The organism is Candidatus Wallbacteria bacterium, assembly GCA_028687545.1.
Lineage (GTDB): Bacteria > Muiribacteriota > JAQTZZ01 > JAQTZZ01 > JAQTZZ01 > JAQTZZ01.
Genome location: JAQTZZ010000053.1, coordinates 1 through 21,063, shown reverse-complemented (window position 1 = coordinate 21,063; position 21,063 = coordinate 1). Strand labels below are relative to the sequence as shown.

The 21,063-nt window shown below is 48.5% G+C and carries 17 protein-coding genes; 15 read left to right on the top strand and 2 right to left on the bottom strand.

Features of this window, described 5'->3' with window-relative positions; genetic code table 11:
- Positions 1–172 precede the first annotated feature (172 nt).
- From PHW04_15935 to PHW04_15870, 14 genes are all read left to right on the top strand, one after another.
- Positions 173–1,999 carry an AGE family epimerase/isomerase gene (locus PHW04_15935; GenBank protein MDD2717380.1) on the top strand — a complete coding sequence of 609 codons (1,827 nt, stop codon included), beginning with the start codon at positions 173–175 and terminating at the stop codon, positions 1,997–1,999.
- A gap of 79 nt (positions 2,000–2,078) precedes the next feature.
- Positions 2,079–4,190 carry a glycogen debranching protein GlgX gene (gene glgX / locus PHW04_15930; GenBank protein ID MDD2717379.1) on the top strand — a complete coding sequence of 704 codons (2,112 nt, stop codon included), beginning with the start codon at positions 2,079–2,081 and terminating at the stop codon, positions 4,188–4,190.
- A gap of 17 nt (positions 4,191–4,207) precedes the next feature.
- Positions 4,208–4,540 carry an STAS domain-containing protein gene (locus PHW04_15925; GenBank protein ID MDD2717378.1) on the top strand — a complete coding sequence of 111 codons (333 nt, stop codon included), beginning with the start codon at positions 4,208–4,210 and terminating at the stop codon, positions 4,538–4,540.
- A gap of 26 nt (positions 4,541–4,566) precedes the next feature.
- A complete protein-coding gene (locus PHW04_15920; protein MDD2717377.1) occupies positions 4,567–4,983 on the top strand; it encodes an ATP-binding protein in 417 nt (138 codons plus the stop codon).
- Between the two features lie 95 nt (positions 4,984–5,078).
- Positions 5,079–5,651 carry a DJ-1/PfpI family protein gene (locus tag PHW04_15915; protein MDD2717376.1) on the top strand — a complete coding sequence of 191 codons (573 nt, stop codon included), beginning with the start codon at positions 5,079–5,081 and terminating at the stop codon, positions 5,649–5,651.
- 9 nt (positions 5,652–5,660) lie between these two features.
- A complete protein-coding gene (locus PHW04_15910; protein ID MDD2717375.1) occupies positions 5,661–5,990 on the top strand; it encodes a cupin domain-containing protein in 330 nt (109 codons plus the stop codon).
- Positions 5,991–6,064: 74 nt separating this feature from the next.
- A complete protein-coding gene (locus PHW04_15905) occupies positions 6,065–6,865 on the top strand; it encodes a type 1 glutamine amidotransferase domain-containing protein (protein ID MDD2717374.1) in 801 nt (266 codons plus the stop codon).
- Between the two features lie 138 nt (positions 6,866–7,003).
- Positions 7,004–7,213, top strand: coding sequence for a tautomerase family protein (locus PHW04_15900; protein MDD2717373.1), 210 nt, complete (start codon positions 7,004–7,006; stop codon positions 7,211–7,213).
- A gap of 215 nt (positions 7,214–7,428) precedes the next feature.
- Positions 7,429–9,084, top strand: coding sequence for a thiamine pyrophosphate-binding protein (locus PHW04_15895; GenBank protein MDD2717372.1), 1,656 nt, complete (start codon positions 7,429–7,431; stop codon positions 9,082–9,084).
- A 66-nt stretch (positions 9,085–9,150) separates the two neighbouring features.
- A complete protein-coding gene (locus tag PHW04_15890) occupies positions 9,151–11,586 on the top strand; it encodes an SUMF1/EgtB/PvdO family nonheme iron enzyme (protein ID MDD2717371.1) in 2,436 nt (811 codons plus the stop codon).
- A gap of 20 nt (positions 11,587–11,606) precedes the next feature.
- A complete protein-coding gene (locus PHW04_15885; protein MDD2717370.1) occupies positions 11,607–13,607 on the top strand; it encodes a DUF1566 domain-containing protein in 2,001 nt (666 codons plus the stop codon).
- A 4-nt stretch (positions 13,608–13,611) separates the two neighbouring features.
- Positions 13,612–14,787 (top strand): hypothetical protein, encoded by a 1,176-nt coding sequence (locus PHW04_15880; protein MDD2717369.1) that lies wholly within the window; start codon positions 13,612–13,614, stop codon positions 14,785–14,787.
- Between the two features lie 23 nt (positions 14,788–14,810).
- Positions 14,811–16,355, top strand: coding sequence for an SUMF1/EgtB/PvdO family nonheme iron enzyme (locus PHW04_15875; GenBank protein ID MDD2717368.1), 1,545 nt, complete (start codon positions 14,811–14,813; stop codon positions 16,353–16,355).
- A gap of 169 nt (positions 16,356–16,524) precedes the next feature.
- Positions 16,525–17,973 (top strand): MFS transporter, encoded by a 1,449-nt coding sequence (locus PHW04_15870; protein ID MDD2717367.1) that lies wholly within the window; start codon positions 16,525–16,527, stop codon positions 17,971–17,973.
- Positions 17,974–18,137: 164 nt separating this feature from the next.
- On the opposite strand, the gene PHW04_15865 is transcribed toward PHW04_15870, so the two are convergent.
- Positions 18,138–19,340: an ATP-binding protein gene (locus tag PHW04_15865; GenBank protein ID MDD2717366.1), complete on the bottom strand. Its 1,203-nt coding sequence runs from the start codon at positions 19,338–19,340 to the stop codon at positions 18,138–18,140.
- A gap of 58 nt (positions 19,341–19,398) precedes the next feature.
- Complete coding sequence (locus PHW04_15860; GenBank protein MDD2717365.1) at positions 19,399–20,352, bottom strand: energy-coupling factor ABC transporter permease; 954 nt, start codon at positions 20,350–20,352, stop codon at positions 19,399–19,401.
- A 392-nt stretch (positions 20,353–20,744) separates the two neighbouring features.
- Here PHW04_15860 and PHW04_15855 point away from each other — a divergent pair.
- The coding region (locus tag PHW04_15855) for a hypothetical protein (GenBank protein ID MDD2717364.1) at positions 20,745–21,063 on the top strand (319 nt) is incomplete at its 3' end.

Below are 21,063 nucleotides of genomic sequence, written 5' to 3'. Positions count from 1 at the left end.
TTTCTCCTGTTTCCACCACAATAACAAATCAGCGACAAATTTTCGAGAATAAAAGCTTGATTCCTGGTCCTGTTTCCTGATACAATAAAAAAACAGTCCGGGTCCGGGCAAATTGACACAATATCTTAAAAAAGCAGATGTCTTTAATAATATTAAGAAAGGAAATCACTGAATGAAGAACATGAATTTTGAGTTCTCGGATACCATTGCAGGGTATGTGACTGCTCTTGACAAAGAAAAAAAGCAGTTCTGCATCAAAACCAATGACAGCAGGGATTTCACAGTCAAACTATCCGCAAACTGCTACGCCCAGATCACCAGAAACCTGGAAGAGCCTTATCTGGACGCTACAGGCTCGATGCTGGAACTGTTAAAACCAGGGCAGTATGTTTTCACATACGGTACATTTTATCCCCAGGCCGGGGAGCATGTGTTTGAAGCCCAGTCGATCAATTTCCCGGGTAGAAAACTGGAGAAATATCGTTTTGAAGAAGCAGACTGGTGGATCAAACAGGCCAGAAGCATCGCGGATTTCTTCATCAAGGCTCAATTCGGCAGCCCTGACACGATCGATTATGTCAAATACAGGACAGTAATCAATCTCTCAGGCGGACAGCCGGTTGGAACCCACCGCCAGGAAACTGACACGATCTCCCGCCTGGTCTATGGTTTTGCTTCCACCTATCTGCTGACAGGAGAAGACAGATTCCTGGAAGCAGCGGAAAAGGGGACCAAGTATCTGAGAGATCACATGCGTTTTTATGATGTGGATGAAAACATTGTCTACTGGTACCACGGCATTGATATTACCGGGGACAAAGAGGACCACAAGGTTTTCACCTCTGAATTCGGCGATGATTATGACGCTGTCCCCATGTACGAGCAGATCTATGCCCTGGCCGGGCCGACACAGACATACCGGGTGAACGGCGACCCCCTGATCATGAAAGACATCAGGATGACTATCGATCTGTTTGACCGTTTTTTCCTGGATAAAAAGAACGGCGGTTATTTTTCCCATGTGGATCCGATCACCATGGATCCGATGAGTGAAAGCCTGGGTCCTAACAAAGGCCGGAAAAATTGGAATTCCATCGGCGATCATGCCCCTGCTTTCCTGATCAACCTGTTACTGGCAAGCGGCGAAGAAAAGCACAAGAAATTCCTGATAAACTGCGCAGACTGGATTGTGGATCATTTCCCGGATTACGAACACTCTCCATTTGTCCAGGAAAAATTTCTGCACGACTGGAGCCATGACCAGACCTGGGGCTGGCAGCAGGACAGAGGCGTTGTCGGGCACAATCTCAAGATCGCCTGGAACCTGATGAGAATTTACAGCATCAACCCGGACAAAAAGTATCTGGAGCTGGCTGAGAAAATAGCTGACATCATGCCTGAAGTCGGCATGGATAAGCAGCGGGCTGGCTGGTATGATGTGATGGAGCGAAAACTGAAACCAGGCGAAGAATTCCACAGATTCGCCTGGCACGACCGCAAGGCATGGTGGCAGCAGGAACAGGGAATTTTAGCCTACCAGATCCTCTGGGGAGTGCTCAAGAAAGACAAATATCTCAAACTGGCCCGCGAATCCGCAGCCTTCTATAACGCATTTTACCTGGACCATAACGATGGCTCAGTTTATTTCAATGTGCTGAACAACGGCATTCCATATCTGCTGGGAACCGAAAGATTCAAAGGCAGCCATTCCATGAGCGGATATCATTCGATCGAGCTTTCCTACCTGGCCCAGGTTTACACCAACCTGCTCAGCACAGGCCAGCCGCTTGACCTGCACTTCAAGCCTCATGTGAACGCTTTTTCAGACAATCTGCTCAGGGTACAGCCCGACATTCTTCCTCAGGGAAGCATCAGGATTTCCGAAGTCTGGGTGGACGGCAGGGAATGGAAAAGTTTCGATGCCGATAAACTGACAGTCAGCCTGCCGAATGTTGATCACAGACCCAAGATTAAAGTGCGCGTGATTCCAGTCAAGTAACTAACCCGTTTTGGAGAAGTTATGGAGACAAATGTCTCCCCAAGATAAAGCGTAAATAAACCATTTTGAAAGAGGCTCTATGGACAGAATCGATATTTTCCCGACCGATACCTGGGGCGATTTTCGCTTAAGACCCGGAAAACCGATGCCTTTCGGGGCAACTATTGTTCCAGGCGGAGTTAATTTCTCGGTGTATTCCACAGGAGCCTATTCCTGCGAGCTGGTGCTGTTCAAAAAACACGAGCCGAAACCGCACGCGATAATTCCGTTCCCTGACAAATACAGGATCGGACATGTCTTTGCCATGATCGTGTTCGATCTGGATTACGAGGAATACGAATATGCCTATCGGATGGATGGCCCGTTTGAACCGTCCAGCGGACATCGGTTCGACAAGACCAAATTCCTGATGGACCCCTATGCCGCAATGATCGGGGAGCGGGATGTCTGGGGAACTGAACCGGACTGGAGCAACCAGTATCAGCACAGAGCCCGCATTGTGCAGGACGATTTCGACTGGGAAGGAGACAGCCCGAAAGAGATTCCCATGGAAGAGCTGCTGATTTACGAAATGCATGTGCGAGGTTTCACCAGGCACGAATCCTCGGGCTTGAAATATCCAGGCACTTATGCGGCAATCAGGGAGAAAATCCCTTATCTGAAAAAGCTGGGCGTCAACTGCCTGGAACTGATGCCGATCCACGAATTCGACGAATTCGAAAATTGCCGGAAGACTGCCGACGGCAGAAGGCTTTTAAATTACTGGGGATACAGCAATGTCGGATTCTTCGCTCCCAAAGCCGGCTATGCAGCGACCGGAAAGTATGGAATGCAGGTCGATGAACTCAAAACCATGATCAAGGATCTGCATAAAAACGGGATTGAAGTGATTCTGGATGTAGTGTTCAATCATACTGCCGAAGGCAATGAAAACGGGCCTTACATCTCATACAAAGGGATAGACAATAAAACTTACTATATACTTACTCCGGACGGACATTACTATAATTTCAGCGGTTGCGGAAACACCCTCAACTGCAATCATCCTGTAGTACGCAACATGATCCTGGACTGCCTCAGGTACTGGGTAGTGGAATATCATGTCGACGGTTTCCGCTTCGATCTGGCTGCGATTCTGGGCCGGGATCAGAGCGGGGCTCCGATGCACAATCCTCCGCTGCTGGAAACCCTTGCTTTTGACCCGATCCTGGGCAAATGCAAGCTGATCGCGGAAGCCTGGGATGCCGGCGGCCTTTATCAGGTAGGTTCTTTTCCCTCCTGGGATCGCTGGGCTGAATGGAACGGGAAATACAGGGACGATGTGCGGAAATTTCTGAAAGGCGACCCTGGCATGACCGGAGCGATTTCTCAACGGGTCGCAGGCTCTCCGGACCTCTATCACTGGGGCGGACGCGGAACAAGGGCTACCATCAACTTCATCACCTGTCACGACGGTTTCACCCTGATGGACATGGTTTCTTATAATCAGAAGCATAATGAAGCGAACGGTGAAAATAATAATGACGGGGGCAATGACAATCAGAGCTGGAACTGCGGCTGTGAAGGCGACACAACTGATCCGGAAATATTGCGCCTGCGTCATAAGCAGATCAAGAATGCAGTGACACTTCTGCTTGTCAGCCAGGGAGTTCCCATGATCCTTTCAGGGGATGAATTCGGGAACACCCAGTTCGGCAACAATAATGCCTATTGCCAGGACTGTGAAATTTCCTGGCTGGACTGGACAATGCTGAAAAAGAACAAGGACTTGTTTGAGTATTTCCAGAAAATGATCGCTTTCCGCAGAAACCACTCTGCTTTGCGCAGCAGCAGGCACTTCCAGTACCGGGATTATCTGGGCAGCGGATACCCGGACATTTCCTGGCACGGCGTCAAAGCCTGGCAGCCGGATTTTTCAGAAGGAAGCAGGCTGTTCGCTTTCATGCTCTGCGGCAAACATGCGAGGCAAGGGCAGGAACCGGACAATATGATTTATGTGGCAATGAACATGCACTGGGAAATGCATGGATTTGAACTCCCGAAACTTCCGGCCGGCCTCTCCTGGCATGCAGCTGTCAACACAGACATGGCATCTCCTTACGACATCTGGAAACCCGGCACAGAACCCAGGCTTGATAATGGGGAAGTTCTCGTGGGTCCAAGATCAATCATGATTCTGATCGGAAAATAATTATACGGAGGATCTGTATGGCTGAAAATTTCACAGTCGATTTCAAAGGCGGAGTCGCAAAAATCACTTTGTCCGGCCGCCTGGACACCACCAAGGCCCCTGCCTTGACCGAAGAGCTGAAAAAAATGATCGGACAGCCTGTTTCCAGAATTGTTTTTTTCGCCAAAGACCTTGAATACATCGCAAGTTCAGGATTAAGAGCGATTGTCTTTGCCAAGCAGAAAATCGGCAAGGATACCAAGGTCTATCTGATCGGCGCTCACGATGAAATCAAAGATGTGATCAAGATGACAGGATTCGATAATTTCCTGATCACCCAGGATACTTACGAGGACGCCACAAATTCCTGATCGCTCAGGAATGGTGAAGGTAAATCATGCAGAATAAAACCTTTCCTGCTGTGATGGACTTGCTGGAGCCGATGATGGAATTCATCCGCAGCGAAGCAGTCAGACAGGGATTCAGCAAAAAGGATGTAGACCAGATCAATCTGGCCTGCGAAGAAATTGCGGTGAATGTGATCAATTACGCCTATCCAGGGGCTGAAGGCAAGCTTGAGATTTCACTTGGTGAAAACGATGATGGGATGATCATTACAGTCAGCGACAGCGGAATTGCTTACGACCCTCTTAAAAGAGAGGACCCGGACATCGCTTTGCCTGTGGAGGAGCGCCCGATCGGGGGTTTAGGCATATTCATGGTCAAACGGATCATGGAAGAAGTGCGTTATGCAAGAGAAAATGACAGGAACGTGCTTACTATGGTCAAACATAAAAAGGTGAATAGTGAATAGTGAATGGTGAATGGGAAGATTTGTTCCGGACAAATCACTATTCACTAATCACCAGTCACTAGTCACTTTGCGAATATATTGTTTTGGAGGCTTCTATGCTCGCTGGAAAAAAAATAGCTGTTTTACTCGAAAACCGGTTTATTGATCATGAAATAATTTATTATTCCCACCGTTTTGCTGAAGAGGACATCTCAGTCGATTTCCTGACCAGGCTCTGGGGTCAGCAGAGCCTTACTTTCAAAGGACTTGAGCTGGGAATGCAGATGACGGTAAACAAGAGCTTTGAAGGGATCAGCGATGCTGAACTGAAAGCATATTCAGCAGTAATCATGCCTGCCGGGATGGTGGCAGACATGCTGAGATACGCGGAAAAACCAGGGGATCTCGCACCTGCGGTCCTGTTCATGAAAAGGGCGATGGCTGAAAAATCGATTCTCAAGGCTACGCTCTGCCACGGGCTCTGGATTTTCGATCCAATCCCTGTTATAATCAAAGGCAGGAAAGTCACCTGCCACAATAATATTATCGGAAGCGTGAAAAATGCCGGAGCCGTCTATGTCGATCAGGATATAGTGATTGACAACGATCTGGTCACTGCTCGTACAGGCGGGATGTTTGCCAGGTTCGCCCACACCATCATCGGAGAGCTGAACAAGAAAAGAAGATAAGGAGGATCTGTGATTTGCTTTCATAAGGATTATGAGAAGATTGACATTGGGGATGGGATTCTGATGCAGGTTCTCGGCCCTGGGGAAAAAATGAATGTGCTGCACTGGAATATGCAGGATGGGAGCGAAGTGAAGCTTCACCAGCATCCTGAAGAGCAGTTCGGATATGTGATCAAAGGCGGATTCAAGTATGTGATGGGCAAGGAAACTTTCACCCTTTTAAAAGGAGACTCTTATTTTGTCCCTCCGAACATGCCGCATTCGTTTGTAGCGATCGGAGCGACAGAGGCGATTGATGTTTTCAGTCCTGTCAAAAAAGAAATACCGAAGAAGAAATGATTCGGTAATTATCTTTAACAAGCAGGCAATTCAGCGTAATGCTGCAATTGCACAACAACAAGGAGGAACCCGGAATGGCAAAGAAAGTACTGATCGTGGCTACCAACTACGGAACTTGGGGTGAGGAACTGCAGGCTCCCTGGGATGCCCTGAAAAAAGCCGGCTTTCAAGTGACTCTGACGACCCCGCTCGGCAAGAAACCTCTGCCTCTTGCAGTCAGCGTGAATCCTGATTTTCTCGATCCGATCATCAATTTCAAGACTAATCCTCCGGCAGTCTGCAAGAGGATCAAAGAACTGACGGACGGCAAAGAATGGGCAAAGCCGATTGCATTCAAAGACGCGAAGATGGAAGATTACGATGCCCTCGTGCTCACAGGCGGGCTGGGAGCCATGATCGACATGGCCAACAACTATAACCTGCACAAGCTGATCATGGAAGCCTACCGCACAGACAAGCTGATCGGCGCACTCTGTTATTCAGTAGCCACACTGGTCTTTACCAGAGATCCTAAAAATGATTTCAAGAGCATCATTTACGGGAAGACGGTCACAGCTCACCCCAGATCCTGGGATTTCTACGGACCGGACTTTGATTTCACCTATGACCTGTACGGCGCAACCCCGGACAACAAGGGCACAGATGTGCACACCCCGGGATTCCTCTATCCGCTGGAAAACCTGGTCAAAGACGCTGTCGGACCGAAAGGCAAATGCATTGCCAATGAAAAAGCCAACCGGGAAAGACCTGAAGTGGCTTTCGACTGGCCCTTTGTCACAGGCACTTCAGTAGAATCCTCGATCGCCTATGGCAATAAAATTGTCGAAGTACTGAACGCGGCAACCAAAAAAGGCGAAAAAGCAGCCTCCAGATGACGGTTGAACTTAAGCCATGATGTTTCATTAACATTTTCGAGATTACAAGCTCTCCCCTTTTAAACAAGGGGGGAGCTTATTTTATTAAAACCATCGTTCAAGTCATTTCCTCTGAAATCTACACACGAGGTAATTATTATGCCTGCTATCACTATCCAGAGCCTGGAGCTGACAGAAGAGCAGAAAGTCGTACTGGCAGAGAAATTTACTGCAATTTTTTCCGAAGTATCACATGTCCCAGCCGATAAAATCTACCTGTTTTTTGATGGCTATCCTCTCAATTCGGCGGCTAAAGGCGGACAGCTGTTTTCCAAGAATCCGCCCAAATTCGGAGTAGGTAAATTTTAATAATAAAGTTGAGTTCGGCAAATTTCCCGGTTGAGCCTACAAAATCATTGTGGGGTGGCCGGAGTTGCCCTTTAATTTTCTGAGCCTGTCGAAGAAAAGGAAAGGGTAACGCAGAGACAGGACCCGCCACCAATCAAGGTTTACGCACAACATTTGGCTGCACACCACCAAAATTTGCCAAAGTCGAGTTAGAAAATTAATTAAGGAGCAATAAAATGGATGTCAATGAAACGATTGTGAAGACTCTTGAAACGATTGGCGTTGATCATGTGTTCGGCGGTTCCGGACAGGTGAATGCCAGCATGCTGCTGGCTCTGGAAGCGTCCAAAAAGATCAAGACAGTGATTGTCCGCAATGAACAGGCGGCTTCCTTCATGGCCTGCGGCTACTCAATGTTTTCCTCAGACAAGCTGGGAGTCTGTTTTGCCACAGGCGGTCCAGGCGCTTTTAATCTCTTCTCAGGGATGGCTGTAGCCTTGTCCGACTCTCTTCCAATCCTGGCGATCACCGGATACACCTCTGCCCAGGACAGGGGTAAAGGCGCATTGAATGAATCCACAGGACTGCACAGAACAGCGGACTCTCACAAAATGTTCGCTGCCACATGCAAAAAATCATTCATTCTGGAAGACGCCTCCCAGACCTGCGACATCCTGGAAGAAGCGATCAATCTTGCCTTTGAAGGACGGCCGGGACCCGTGCATATTCATATTCCCAAGATCATCACAACCGCGATCGTCAATAATTACAGAGACATCAAGCTGGACATCAAACCGATTCTTCCCAGACCCAAGGATATCAAACTGATCAGCGACGCTCTGGCCAAGGCTCTGACCGAAAAAATCCAGCTGATGGTGCTGGTAGGCTATGGGACTATCAGAAGCCATGCAGAAGCGGACGTGCTGGACTTTGTGGAAAAATTCCAGATACCTTTTGCCACAACCATGGATGCCAAGGGCGCTCTGCCTGAAAATCACCCGCTTTCTCTCGGAGTTTACGGAACTTCCGGAGATAAAGGGGCGAACAGCTATTTTGACGGCAGCAAAGCAGTGATCGCACTGGGAAACTCCTTTGCCCAGAATGCCACCTTCGGCTTCAAGCCGGATCTTTATGACAATAAAGTGCTAATCCACGTGAACATTGACCGTGATGAAATCAATAAAGTCTATAAAGCTGATTATGCTGTAATCAGCGACGTCAAATCAGCCGTCACAGCGATCTGCAGAGAACTCTCGGCCAAAGTACCTGCACAACCCGCAAAAAGCGTAAAAAAAGACAAATGGTTTGATACTCCTTCCGGATATCAGGGAAAAAAAATATTCCCGGGTGATCTGGTCAAAGCTATTTCAAAGTGCCTGCCGGAAAACAGCATCATAGTCGGTGATGCAGGTTCCCACATGCTCTGGCTGAACTGTTATCTGCAGCTTTCCAAAAATCAGCGCTATCAGAATCCGGGTTCATTCGGACCAATGGCCAGCAATGTCAACAGCTCGCTGGGCATCAAATGCGCCCATCCCGATAAAGTGGTGGTGTGCGGATGCGGTGACGGCGGTTATCAGATGGCCGGATTCGAGCTGATGACTGCTGTTCAGTACAAGATTCCGGTAATCTGGATCATTTTCGACAATAACGAATTCAATGTGATCAAGAAATTCCTGCTCAACATGTATAACAGGCATGCCTTCATGACCTTTGACAACCCGGATTTCAAAGCATATGCGGAAGCCTGCGGCGCTCTCGGCTTCAGAGTGGAGAAGCTGGAAGATTTTGAAGAAGCATTCAAAAAAGCCCTGGAATCGAAAAAGGCGGCTTTGATTGATGTGGTGGTGGAATCTGAAGTGTATGCACCGTTCAGCATGGGAAAAGTGTGATCATGATCCAGGCATTTTTGAACAGCCTGGATAGAATTGAAAGCAGCATAAAATTCAGGAGGAAAATTGGAAACAGCTCGTTATTTTTTTCGCGCATTTGTGGGAGTATCCCTGATCTGCATTATTGTCAGCGGCTGCCTGTCTTCCAGTTCTCAATTTTCAAACTCTGGATTTTCCATCCGGGGCCTGGCTGCAGACGGTCTGCTGAACGGAGGAACTGTAAATGTATACAGGTTGGGAAATTCCTCGCAATCACTTGGAGAAGCAGCCGTCAAAGCCGACGGTTCCTATTCCGCGTGGATCAGCCAGCCTCCTAGTTCCGGCCCATTCCTCCTGATGATCGACAATGGAACTCAGGCCAACCATGCTGCCGCAGACATAGTGCTCTGCAGCCTGATTTCCGAAAAGCCGGAAAAGGGGGTAATCAATCACAATCTTTCCCTTGTTACAACAGCGGCACTGTTGAATTCGCTCGGAGCAACGACTTCAGAGATAATTCTGTCCGGAGTAAAATCCGCAGTCCTGAACGATTTTGCCGCGCTGGAGACCAGAGAAGCTGAACTGATCGGCAATTATTCCACCGCTTTCGCATCAGCGCTGGCCGGATGCGGTTTGGATCAGACCCAATACCTTGATTCAAGCACATTTACCAGCAAGTTGAATCAGATTCACGACAGCTTTCTGAGCGGAGAAACTGTACTGGATCCGGCTAAGCTGGCCGAAAAATTCTCTGTTGTGATTGAAAAAGCTGATCTGACCCAGCTCAGTACAGTCGCACCGGTAGCTGTAATCAATACTGTCTCAGATCAGAATCTTCTGTATGACGCAACCGCCAAAGAGGCGGTCTTATCCGCTGACCTGGTTCCGGAAACCGGCACCTGGGAAGCAAAAATTCAATTTCCTTCTGTCCTGAATGTTGCATCCCCCTGGAAATCGGCTCCAGACCTGATGATTGTTCTGCAGAATACTGCTTTCAAACTGGTCGGGATCTCGAACGGATTGAAATATACCTCAGGCAGCCTGACCATTGAAGCAGGAACTACGGATTTTACAGTCTACGACGCTGCAGGGATCAATCGCGGGACTTTTGCAGAGGACAATGCCTCATTCTTGAAATTGTCAGGCACAACCGTCTCTTTTATTTTCAATCACTGCATCAACACTGCCTGCGCGACTGCGCAGACTCCCTCTATAGACAGCTTCAGCTTCGGGCTTGTATTTAACGGCTGGGGATTCAAAGACGGGAGCGGAAATTTTTTCAACCGCATCCGGGGAAACCTCAAACCAAAAAACAACTCGCTGCTGGTTACAGTTTCTTTGGCTGCAGCCTTTGAAAAGGGCTACAATGTGACCCGCGTGGATACCACCATTACTGGAAGCACATATCTGGAAACCAGAGAATTGACCGTTTTCCCTTTGGATAAGAATGCGACTGCGACCTTTGCCGGTTTGACTGCCGGGAACTATACTATTGAAATCAAAATTTACGCTAAAACTGAATTCATCTCATCCGGATCTTCGGTATTCACTTTCATTTCCGGACAGCAGAATCGTGTGAATGTGGTGCTGTCCTGGGAAAAAGCCAAACCAAGCTTTTCCAGCAAGCTTACAGACAGAACAGGGATTTCCTTTGACCTGCCGACTGAAGCCCAATGGGAATATGCCTGCAGGGCTGGAACTACCAAAGGCTACAATAACGACACTGACTGCCAGACCACCAGCAATGCGGCGCATACCACTGATACCAATCTGGAACCCCTGGCCTGGTATGACGGCAACCTGGCTGTGGATTTTGAAGAAACGAACATAGCTTCCAGACAAGTCGGATTGAAACTGCCGAATGCCTGGGGATTGTATGACATGCACGGCAATGTCTGGGAGATTTGTCTGGACTGGTATGGCACTCTCGAAGCAGGCGCCGTAACAGACCCTGCAGGTGTGAAAGAAGGATTAAGCCGCTGCGGCCGCGGCGGAAGCTGGCATGTCTGGCCCTGCCTGGCGCGCTCTGCCAATCGGCAGAAGCTGGTCACAGGCAGAATGTCCGGGTTCAGGATTATCGCAGCAACTGATAATGTCACCTCCAGTGATCCTTATCTGATCATTGATCTTTCAGGAGGGGCGAAAGCTGCCTCTTACCCGGTTGCCTACAGAGCGGAAGTCCCGGCAGATCTGCTGTCAGACAGTAAATACAGGACTACCAGCCTGGTGCTGAAAAGAATCCCAGCCGGTACCTTTATGATGGGTTCACCTGCGGATGAATTAGGAAGGGATCCTGACGAGACTCAGCATTCAGTGACTATCAGCAGGGACTTTTACATCGGGGTATTCGAAGTTACTAATAAACAGTGGACCCTGGTGATGGATACCACCCCGAGCCGTTACAAAACCGACGACCTCCCGGTGGAGACCATTAATTATGAGGATGTGCACAGCGGCAACTGGCCTCTGAAACTTGCTGCTCCAGCACAAAATGCCTTTACCTGCCATTTCGATTTTCACTAACTTTTAGGAGGAAAATCTCCATGGGAAACAAGACAAATTTCAAACTGCCGGATACAGGATTGATTAAATGTTTCGATAAAAACGGACAGGAAATTTCCGCCCCGCTGCATGGGGAAGACATGTACGGGCAGAATGGCTGTTTCAGCTTCAACCCCATGTCCTACACCAAGTTCCGAACAGATCTGAAACCGGTTCCGGAAGAATCCTGCTGGGACGAGGGCTATCGCATGGTACAGGACAACAACACAGGATTGATCTGGGAAGTCAAATCACCTAACCCAGGCGATCTTAACTATTGCGATGACAGATATACCTGGTCGGATGCTCAGGATGTTTATCTGGCAAAGCTGAATGCCCAAAAATACGGCGGATTCGCTGACTGGAGAATTCCAAACAAAGACGAACTCAGATCGATCGTGGATTACGGAAAATTGAATCCTTCAGTGGACTTGAAGTATTTCCCGGATTGCCAGGTGGCTTTTTACTGGTGCGCCGAGGATTATCAGATGCAGCCCTATTTCGGCTGGGGGATTTTCTTCGGGCTGGGCAGCGGGATCGCATACAGTAAAAAAGTTCCCAGGCACGTCCGCGCAGTCAGAGGCGGGTTCAGCGGCATGTTCGGCAAGCCTCAACTGACGCGGTTCAAGGATAATGGAGACGGCACAATCACTGACATGGCCACGAATCTGATGTGGCAGCAAGGAGAGAATCAGCGTACCAACTGGTACGACGCCCTGGAAAAGTGCCGGAAAATGGATCTGGCAGGTTATACAGACTGGCGGATGCCGAATATCAAGGAATTGAACACAATCCTTAATCTTACCTACAAGGATGACTGGTGGTATTACAAGGACTTTTTCCCGGCAGCAGGCCTGGTCCCACCCTTGCTTCATTATTTTTCTTCCACTCTGCACGAAAAAACCTATGTCTGGGTGACCAATTTCTGCTTTGGCTATGACGGCTACTATGCTGGTAAAAACGCCCCTCTTCTATTCAGGGCTGTGCGGAATATAGAAAAAAAAGCAGAACCTCTCAAAATTTTCAAATTCACTGATTCCGGTCAGACAAAATGCTACGATGACGAAGGCAATCTTATTCCTGCTCCAGTTAAGGGTCAGCCCTTTTTCGGGCAGGACGGCAATTTCAGGCTGAATCCCGCTTCGTATACCAAGCTCAAAGAAAATGCCGAGGCGGTTGATGACAACACTACCTTTGAGAATGGATTCTGCATGGTGCGGGACAACAACACCGGGCTGATCTGGGAGATCAAGTCGCCTGACCCCGATCAGATCAACTTTCATGCTGATCTGTATACTTTCGCTGAAGCCGGGAAATTCATCTGCGAACTGAACCGCTGCAATTACGGTGGATTCAGCGACTGGCGCCTGCCAAACCTTGGTGAACTCAGGACAATTGTGAACTATGATGACATCGTCCCCGCGATTGACAGAAAATATTTCCCTGACTGCCACCCTTCTTTTTACTGGTCAAAAGAAGACTATCTCCCGGATGCAAAAATGGGCTGGGGAATTTACTTCGCCTATGGCTGTGCCATCTGCTACCTGAAAGACACGCCTTATTCAGTGCGCGCTGTAAGAGGGGGATACAACAGGGCCTTCGGCGACATCGGGAAATACTCATTCAAGGACAATGGCGACGGAACGATTTCGGATCTGAATGCAGGCCTGATGTGGAAAAAAGACGAGAGTCAGGAACTGACATTTGTGGAGGCATTGAAATATTGTGAAGAACTCAGGCTGGCCGATTATTCCGACTGGCGCCTGCCTTCCATCAGGGAGATCGCCACTTTGATCAATCTGTCTTATAAAGATGGGAACTGGTTTGATAAGGAAATGTTCCCTCAAGTTAAAACAAAACCCCTGGGATTTTACATGGCTTCCACAACCTATGGTGCTTCATTTGGCTGGGGTGTGAATTTTCAATTCGGGTATGACGGGTATTATGCAAGCAAGAAAACCGGTCGATATAACTTTCGTCCAGTAAGAACAATTAAGGAGTAAAAAGTTGAGAAAAAAGACCGTAATTCTTGCCCTGTCTTTATGCATGGCCATGAATCTGTATTCTTCAGAGTTCAAGTTTTCAGGCGGAGCACTGACGCTGATGAGGGACGAACATTCCGTGGAAAAAATCAGGAATTACACGACCCACATTGAAAAGAAAACCTCAAAGGACCAGTTTTCCTCTATCAACTGGTATTGGCTGGATGCGGACAGAGATTTAAATGAAGACATTTCCCTGGCTTTCAGAGTCTGCAACATTACTGCTTCCAAACTCAACAATATCACCCTTGAGCAGACTGGAGGAGATGAAGTGGAATGGCTTTCATTCCAGTATGCTTACATGAAAATAGATAATGAAAACCAGGCTTACCGTCTGGGATTAGTACCTGTCAACAGAAATGATGAGCCGCTGGAAGTCCATTTCACGCCTATGAAAACATCCTGGACATCTTTCTGGAATTCCACCCTCGGCTCAGTGAAAGGCGCAGCCATCAGCTGGGATGCGATCAACAAAAAAGGCAAGCCCACCCGCGAGGTTGAGGACAGGCCGACGATTGATGCCAATTTCACTGTTGCAATCAACACTGACGGCAGGGGCAACACCATAATTCAGCAGGCAGGGACAAAAGAAATCAAGACCATGGATGACCAGAGCCTGGATTTCGTGCTCAGCTTTCCTGTAGAGAGCAAAGCTTTCAGGCTGAAGCCAATCCTTGCCCTGCGGACCATGGCGGATGGTTCCAGACCGGATGACGGCAAGGGAGACTATAGGTTCAGCTATGGGTTCACAGGAGAAAAGGATGTTTCCAAAAAACTCAAAGTGCCTTTCGGCATAGGCTGGAGTTCATTTGAAAACAACAGCACCAGAAATGTAACCGGCCATGCCTATCAGAACAACGATTCCATGTACATGAGGGTAGCACCGGCATTCAGTCTGAACAAGGGAAAACTTGTCTGTGAGCTGAAATATTCCACCTACAATGATTTATCCAAGGCCAGCGCAGTTCTCCACAAGTATCCGGCCCTGGATATCAAGTATATTTCCATCTATAAGAAAAAACTGATCACTCTGGCGCCCAGAGTCCGTTTTTTCGGGGAAACTTATACGGATGAGAATACGAATACCAAGTATGCCAAAGTAAGGATTGCTCCTGAAGTAATATTTTTCCTGACTTTTTAAATTAATAAACTGGAGGAACGAAAATGCGTCTGAAGCTTGAAAATTTCTCTCTTTCCGGTATCAATGACAAAAACCGCTCAGCCCTGATCAATTGTGATGTTTCCTGGGACGAAGCCTGGAAAAATGAGATCAACTGCGACGGTGTCTGGCTTTTTGCCAAGTATCGGATCGGCGAAGGGCTGTGGAAGCACGTTGAACTCAAGTCAAAGAGCAGCCGTGATTTCGATTATAAGGATCAGACTCCCGCTGATTTTTCGACAGGCAAGGAAACATCAGGAGCTCAGACAGGCATCTGGGTGCCGGAAACGAAAAAAGGGATGTTTATTTTCAGGACTTCCGGTGAAGGAAACATCAGATTGAAGAATCTGCAGTTATGCTGGGATTATGCAGGCGAGGGTCTTTCGGATGAAGTAAAAAATGCTCAGGTAATGGTCTTCGGGGTGGAAATGGCCTATATCCCGCAGGACAAGCATTTTGTGGGCGACCCTGTCGGTGCGGACGGGCCCAAGAACTGTCTTTACAAGTATCCTGACAAAGGGGCTTATCTGATTGATTCCGAAACTGAGATCAGATTGGCTGCAGAAGACGGCTGCCTATATTGCGATCAGGATAATGACCGCAGCAGGGACGAAGTACCCTTTGTAATTCCAAAGGAATTTCCAAAGGGCTACCGGGCATTCTGGTACATGAAGTACAGTCTCAATTCCAGGCAGTACGTGGATTTTCTGAATGCTCTTACCAGAGTTCAGCAGCGGGAAAGAGTACTGTCCGATATCAGCACTGATGAGATCAAAAACTATTATGTGATGACAAACACCAACACAGAATCCCTGCGTCAGACCATTGTCTGTACCCAAAAGAATAATGGTACTGAAAAACCGATCAAATTCTATACCTACGCGCCTGCGCGTGCCTGCAATGCGATCAAATGGGGAGATATTGCCGCCTTTGCCTGCTGGTCAGGCCTGCGACCCGTGACTGAACTGGAATTCGAGAAAGCCTGCCGTGGACCCAAAGAAGCAGTTCCGTCAGAATGCGCCTGGGGCTCCACCGAAATCGGCAGAGTAGATACTTTTGACGGGCCCGACGGCAGCGGCTATGAAATCAAGGTGCCTACCACCGGACTTGTCAACTGCTGCTTAGGCGGTGCCATAGCTCCCTTTGAAGCTGCAGCCGGCAAAACCGTATCATCCAATCCGGGATTCGAAGGACCGGTCAGCTGCGGGCTTTTTTCCAACACGCGCCATCCAGGAATCCCTAAAAGGATCAATGACGGAGCTTCATATTACGGGGTCTGCGAACTGTCAGGGAATCTCTGGGAGCCGGTCGTGACATTCGGCAATCCTGCCGGCAGGGCATTTCAGCCGGTTCACGGAACCGGTACTCTGGACGAAAAGGGAAACGCAGTGGTTAAAGGATGGCCGGATGCAGGCGGAGCAGGAGCAGGCGTGCGCGGCGGAGTCTACCGCAGCCCTGATGCCTCTTATGTAGCAGTAGCCTTGAGATTTGCAGCAGCTCATACAAAGGCTGAGCGGAGATTCAACGGCGGCTGCCGAGTAGGTTATTAATGGTGAATAAATTAAATTTTATGCTTCTCCTGACTTGACGATTTTTGGATCGGGGTCCGAGGTACGGGACACGGGAATTTTCGAACCTCGCACCTCGAACCTCGTACCCGCAAGTGGGATTGCATAAATTGATGTTGTAAGTCCATTACAGCCTGATTAAGAGGAGATTATGAGTAAAGCATCGATGCTGAAACCGACGATTCTGTCAATTTCCCTGCTCACGATCATGGCCTCTGCGGCGATTTCGCCGGCCCTGGCCAAGATCAGCAGCGCTTTTCCGGATGTGGATCAGACCACGATCAAGCTCTGCCTAACTCTTCCCTCTCTCTTCATGATCCCTTTCAGCCTGATGTCGGGCTGGCTGGTGTCAAGGATCAGCAAAAAGGTTGTTCTTCTGACCGGACTGGCAGTTTATCTCACAGGCGGTATCGCCGGAGGGCTGTCAGGCAGCATTTACCAGTTGCTGTTCTGGAGAGCCCTGCTTGGCGTCGGTGTAGGTCTGATCATGCCTCTCTCAGTCACCTTCATTTCCGATTTCTTTGAAGGTGAAGCGCGCACTAAAATGATGGGTCTGTCAGGTTCGGTCAATCAGCTGGGCGGAATGCTGTTTTCGCTGGCAGCCGGTGCGCTGGTCGCCATCAGCTGGAGGGCAACTTTCGGAGTCTACGGACTTGCCTTCGTCACCATGGGCTTTGCCCTGCTCTGGCTGCCTGATTCACCTCCGAAAGCAGCCGGATCTGCCGCCTCGGGAAAACTCCCGGCCGAAGTGTTCGGTCTGGCCGCTATGGGCACGCTGATGATGATCATCTATTTTGTGATCCCTACAGATATTGCCCTCTTCATTCAGAACGAACGCTCTGTCTTCAGCTCTGAAAAGCCCTTGCTTTTAAGCAGAGAGCAGTTAGTGGAGCAACTGGCGACAGGGACGATTGCAGAATCCATGCAGAAAGCCTTCGCAGATCAGGGAATCACCATTTCGCTCGGCTCCAGACTCGCGGAAACAGTACCGAAAAAGGAATGGACTGTAACAGACGGGGAAAAGAAATATACTGTAAAAAAAGAACTCACAGTCACCGGACAACCGCTTCTGACAATTTACGGCAAGGGAATCGGAACCGGCCAGATGGCTGGTATGTTTCTGGCCCTGCTGGCCTTAAGCGGATCCCTGGCAGGCATGCTTCTGAACAAGATGCTGAAAAAATTCGGTTCAGCCGCGGTACCGCTTGGAATGCTTACCATGGGGATAGGCTATGGAATTCTGGGAAGCGCTTCAGCCGCCTGGATGGTGTTTCTGGCCATGATTTTCATAGGGGTCGCAGGCGGAATCATTTCGCCGCCGCTGATGCTGAGAGCCACCAAAATCGTTCCCCCAGTTCTGCGCTCGATGACTGTGGCCATTCTCAGCAGCGCCATCCTGTTCGGCCAGTTCCTCTCGCCGCTCGCCCTGAAAGCCGCGACAGCGATTTCCAGGGCCGTTGCTCCCATAATCAGCCCGGAACTAAGCGCAGGCTACATTAATACCGCTATTTTCAGGTTCAATTTCCTGTCAATTCTGCTTCTGGTGATGGCTGCGACAGGATTCTTTTTGACCAGGAAAAACCGGCACACCTGGATCTGATTAAACATCCCCGCTTTGCAAACCAAAGCGAAGTGATGCTTTGAAACAGCGTTTGGTCTGATTGTCATATCTGAATTATTGATCTTGACAGTAATCGTATCTATATCGGTGGTAAAATCTCCATGAATTCACGACAGAAGCAGCTGCAACCAGCATAAATGCTGTTAAATCATCCACCAGGGAACCGTAGCGATGGAAGAACTCCTGCCGAATCTCTTTTCTCCGTCATAGACGACCAGACCTTCACCGGTCTGCCCGACTGCTAGATTCATCCATTTTTTTAATCCGTGGCTGAGCGCGGGACTGAATGTCCTGGATGATTTTATCTCGATCGGATAAAGCAGTTCTCCGAGATCAACAGCAAGGTCTATCTCGTTGCCCAGTCTGTCACGCCAGAAATAAAGCGGAGGCATTTCCCCGATGTGAAAAATCCTTTTGTAAAACTCTGAAATCACAAAGTTTTCGAAAATATTGCCGTAGAGTGGATGATTTTTCAATTCATCCGGCTTCCTGATCGACAGAAGAAAGCACAACAGGCCGCTGTCTACAAAGTAGATTTTAGGCGTTTTCACAACTCTTTTCCCGAAATTTCTGTGATGAGGCGGAAGGATAAAGACAATGCCGCTTGTCTCTAACAAAGAGAGCCATCTTTTGACTGTAGGTACGCTGACTCCCAGGCTGTTCGAGATTGAAGAACAATTAAACAACTGCCCGGCCTGGGCTGCGGTCAGCTTCAGAAAATTCTCGAAAGTCCGCAGATCACTCACATTGACAAGCTGCCGGATATCCCTTTCCACATAAGTTGAAACATAATTTTCAAGCCACTTGGTCGGTGTAAGGGACCTGTCGTGAATTCTGGGATACATTCCTTTGAAAATGACTCCGTGGGTATCGGGAACAGCCATGTGTCGGTCCTTGTTTCCGGGTGTAATGATCCCTTTGATGGTTTTATCGATATGCGGCCAGTATAGCTCATTGCAGGTGAATGGAAACAACCTGAAGTAAACGATTCTACCGGCCAGGCTTTGTGATATTTTTTCCATGAGCAGGAACTGTTGGGAACCGGTGAGGACATAGCGTGCGGGCAGCGCTGTTTTGTCCGCCTCTTCCTGAAGGTAAGAGAAAAGAGCTGGAACTCTCTGGATTTCATCGATGATCAGTGGTGCCGGATGATCGCTGAGAAAACCCCTGGGATCTTCCATGGCAGAGGAACGATCGTCCAGATTTTCAAGCGAAACATAGCCATGCTCAGGGAATACTTTTCCGGCAAGTGTAGTCTTTCCACTCTGCCTTGGCCCTACTATTGCGAGAACAGGATATTCCTCAGCATATTTGATGATCGTTGGTTCAAGATTACGGTTTATCATTTGCCAAGATTAACATCAAATATTAAATCTGTCAAGCATACACTTGTTTTAATGCAAATCAAGGGTGACTCTTTTTTTGATTTTTTTCAGTCCCAGAGGATACAAACACAGCCAGAAAATAGGAACAGGCAAAGGCAGTCAATATTCCGATAAAACCGGCAGCTGCAATTGAAACTCCCGGGGTTTTCAGACATGACAGAGTGTAATCTGCGAATGGGGAAGTGAAAAAGGGATTACTGACGCTATTGCTGATGAAACCATGATTCTCAGCCACTTTTTCCAGTCCGTCAGGCCAGGGACAGGCCCAGGGAGCGACGAAAACAGCTAAACCCGCACTGATCAGCAGCCCGAACATTACCAGTCTCCTGAGATTGTACGGTGTTGCGTCGATTGCAGGAACCCGTAGAGCAGGTCTAGCCAATGCTTTCATCACGAAAACAGTGATCAGTCCCTCACAGAGTCCGATCAGCATATGCACTCCCGCCATTGAAGGCAATGCTATCTTCCATGCTATCGTATCTGAACAGGCCAGCTGGCATGCGCATGAAATCGCGGAAGCAACTGTCGCGCACCAGGCTGCGACTCCAGCGGCAAAGAGATCGGCCCTGAGACTCATGGGGCTTATTTTCCTCATCAGGTGATAAACCGCATATCCTAGAAACGGGGCTACTATGCCCATGTTGAATATGTTCGCGCCAAGCGCAGTGATCCCGCCGTCGGCAAACAGTAAGCACTGCAGGATCAGGATCACTGACATGATCAGCAGAGCGGCTTCAGGACCGAAGAGCAGTGCTGCCAGGCAGCCCCCACCAAGGTGGCCGGAAGTGCCTCCTGCAACAGGGAAGTTGAGCATCTGTGCGGAAAAGATGAAGGCAGCTGCCATGGCAATTGCCGGAACATGCCGGGATGGATGATTCCTGAATTTCCGAGCTGCATATCCAATACCCAGTATGGCAATCGCATATGCTGCGGCAGCGGTCTTTACATCCAGGAATCCGTCAGGTATGTGCATGCACTCTCCAGGACAAGCATTAGTCATCATGAAAATAGCACATGTTTACTACACAATCAATGGATGGTATGTACCAAAAAGGTCAATGCCTGCGTCCTCGAGCAGGCATTTTTTGGCAGCCTGGTGGCCTGGCTTGTCTTCATACTACTCCGTCTGAATTCTATACTGTTGATTTAAATATACCCGGAATTCTGAATTGATTAAGAAAAAAGTTTGTTACAAAAATCGAGATCATTTCCAAGTTACTGTTATTACATGGATTTTGATATTATAATTTTATAAAGAAAGTTCGGCTTATGTAAATATATTGCAGGATGCCCATGCTACATCGACTTGACTCAAGTTTTATCAGAAGCGGGAAATTCAAAAGAATACTTCCTTTTTTTTTATCATTGTTTGCATTTCTTCTTGCCGGCTGCCGCCAGCCGTCGTTATCCCTGGATAGTAAAGCTAAGCACCCAACAACTACAGCTGATTCTTCTGAAACTTCCTCACCTGCTTATGGGGATACCCTGGTGGAAATTTCCCTTGCCGATGTCGTGACTCTGAATCCGGTGCTTCTCACCGATGTTCCGTCGAAACGGGTTGTGAATTTAATTTTCAGCGGACTGGTCCGGGAAGGAGAGGACCTGGCACCTGTACCGGATCTTGCTGACACCTGGGAAATCTCCGCAAACGGGCTTGTCCTCACTTTTCATCTGAGAGAAGGAG

Bases quoted from the DNA above. Each gene is read 5' to 3' on its own strand.
- PHW04_15920 (MDD2717377.1), top strand. From the start codon at position 4,567: ATGCAGAATAAAACCTTTCCTGCTGTGATGGACTTGCTGGAGCCGATG.
- PHW04_15905 (MDD2717374.1), top strand. From the start codon at position 6,065: ATGGCAAAGAAAGTACTGATCGTGGCTACCAACTACGGAACTTGGGGT.
- PHW04_15900 (MDD2717373.1), top strand. From the start codon at position 7,004: ATGCCTGCTATCACTATCCAGAGCCTGGAGCTGACAGAAGAGCAGAAA.
- PHW04_15915 (MDD2717376.1), top strand. From the start codon at position 5,079: ATGCTCGCTGGAAAAAAAATAGCTGTTTTACTCGAAAACCGGTTTATT.
- PHW04_15875 (MDD2717368.1), top strand. From the start codon at position 14,811: ATGCGTCTGAAGCTTGAAAATTTCTCTCTTTCCGGTATCAATGACAAA.
- PHW04_15925 (MDD2717378.1), top strand. From the start codon at position 4,208: ATGGCTGAAAATTTCACAGTCGATTTCAAAGGCGGAGTCGCAAAAATC.
- PHW04_15885 (MDD2717370.1), top strand. From the start codon at position 11,607: ATGGGAAACAAGACAAATTTCAAACTGCCGGATACAGGATTGATTAAA.
- glgX (MDD2717379.1), top strand. From the start codon at position 2,079: ATGGACAGAATCGATATTTTCCCGACCGATACCTGGGGCGATTTTCGC.
- PHW04_15870 (MDD2717367.1), top strand. From the start codon at position 16,525: ATGAGTAAAGCATCGATGCTGAAACCGACGATTCTGTCAATTTCCCTG.
- PHW04_15935 (MDD2717380.1), top strand. From the start codon at position 173: ATGAAGAACATGAATTTTGAGTTCTCGGATACCATTGCAGGGTATGTG.
- PHW04_15895 (MDD2717372.1), top strand. From the start codon at position 7,429: ATGGATGTCAATGAAACGATTGTGAAGACTCTTGAAACGATTGGCGTT.
- PHW04_15865 (MDD2717366.1), bottom strand. From the start codon at position 19,340: ATGATAAACCGTAATCTTGAACCAACGATCATCAAATATGCTGAGGAA.
- PHW04_15860 (MDD2717365.1), bottom strand. From the start codon at position 20,352: ATGCACATACCTGACGGATTCCTGGATGTAAAGACCGCTGCCGCAGCA.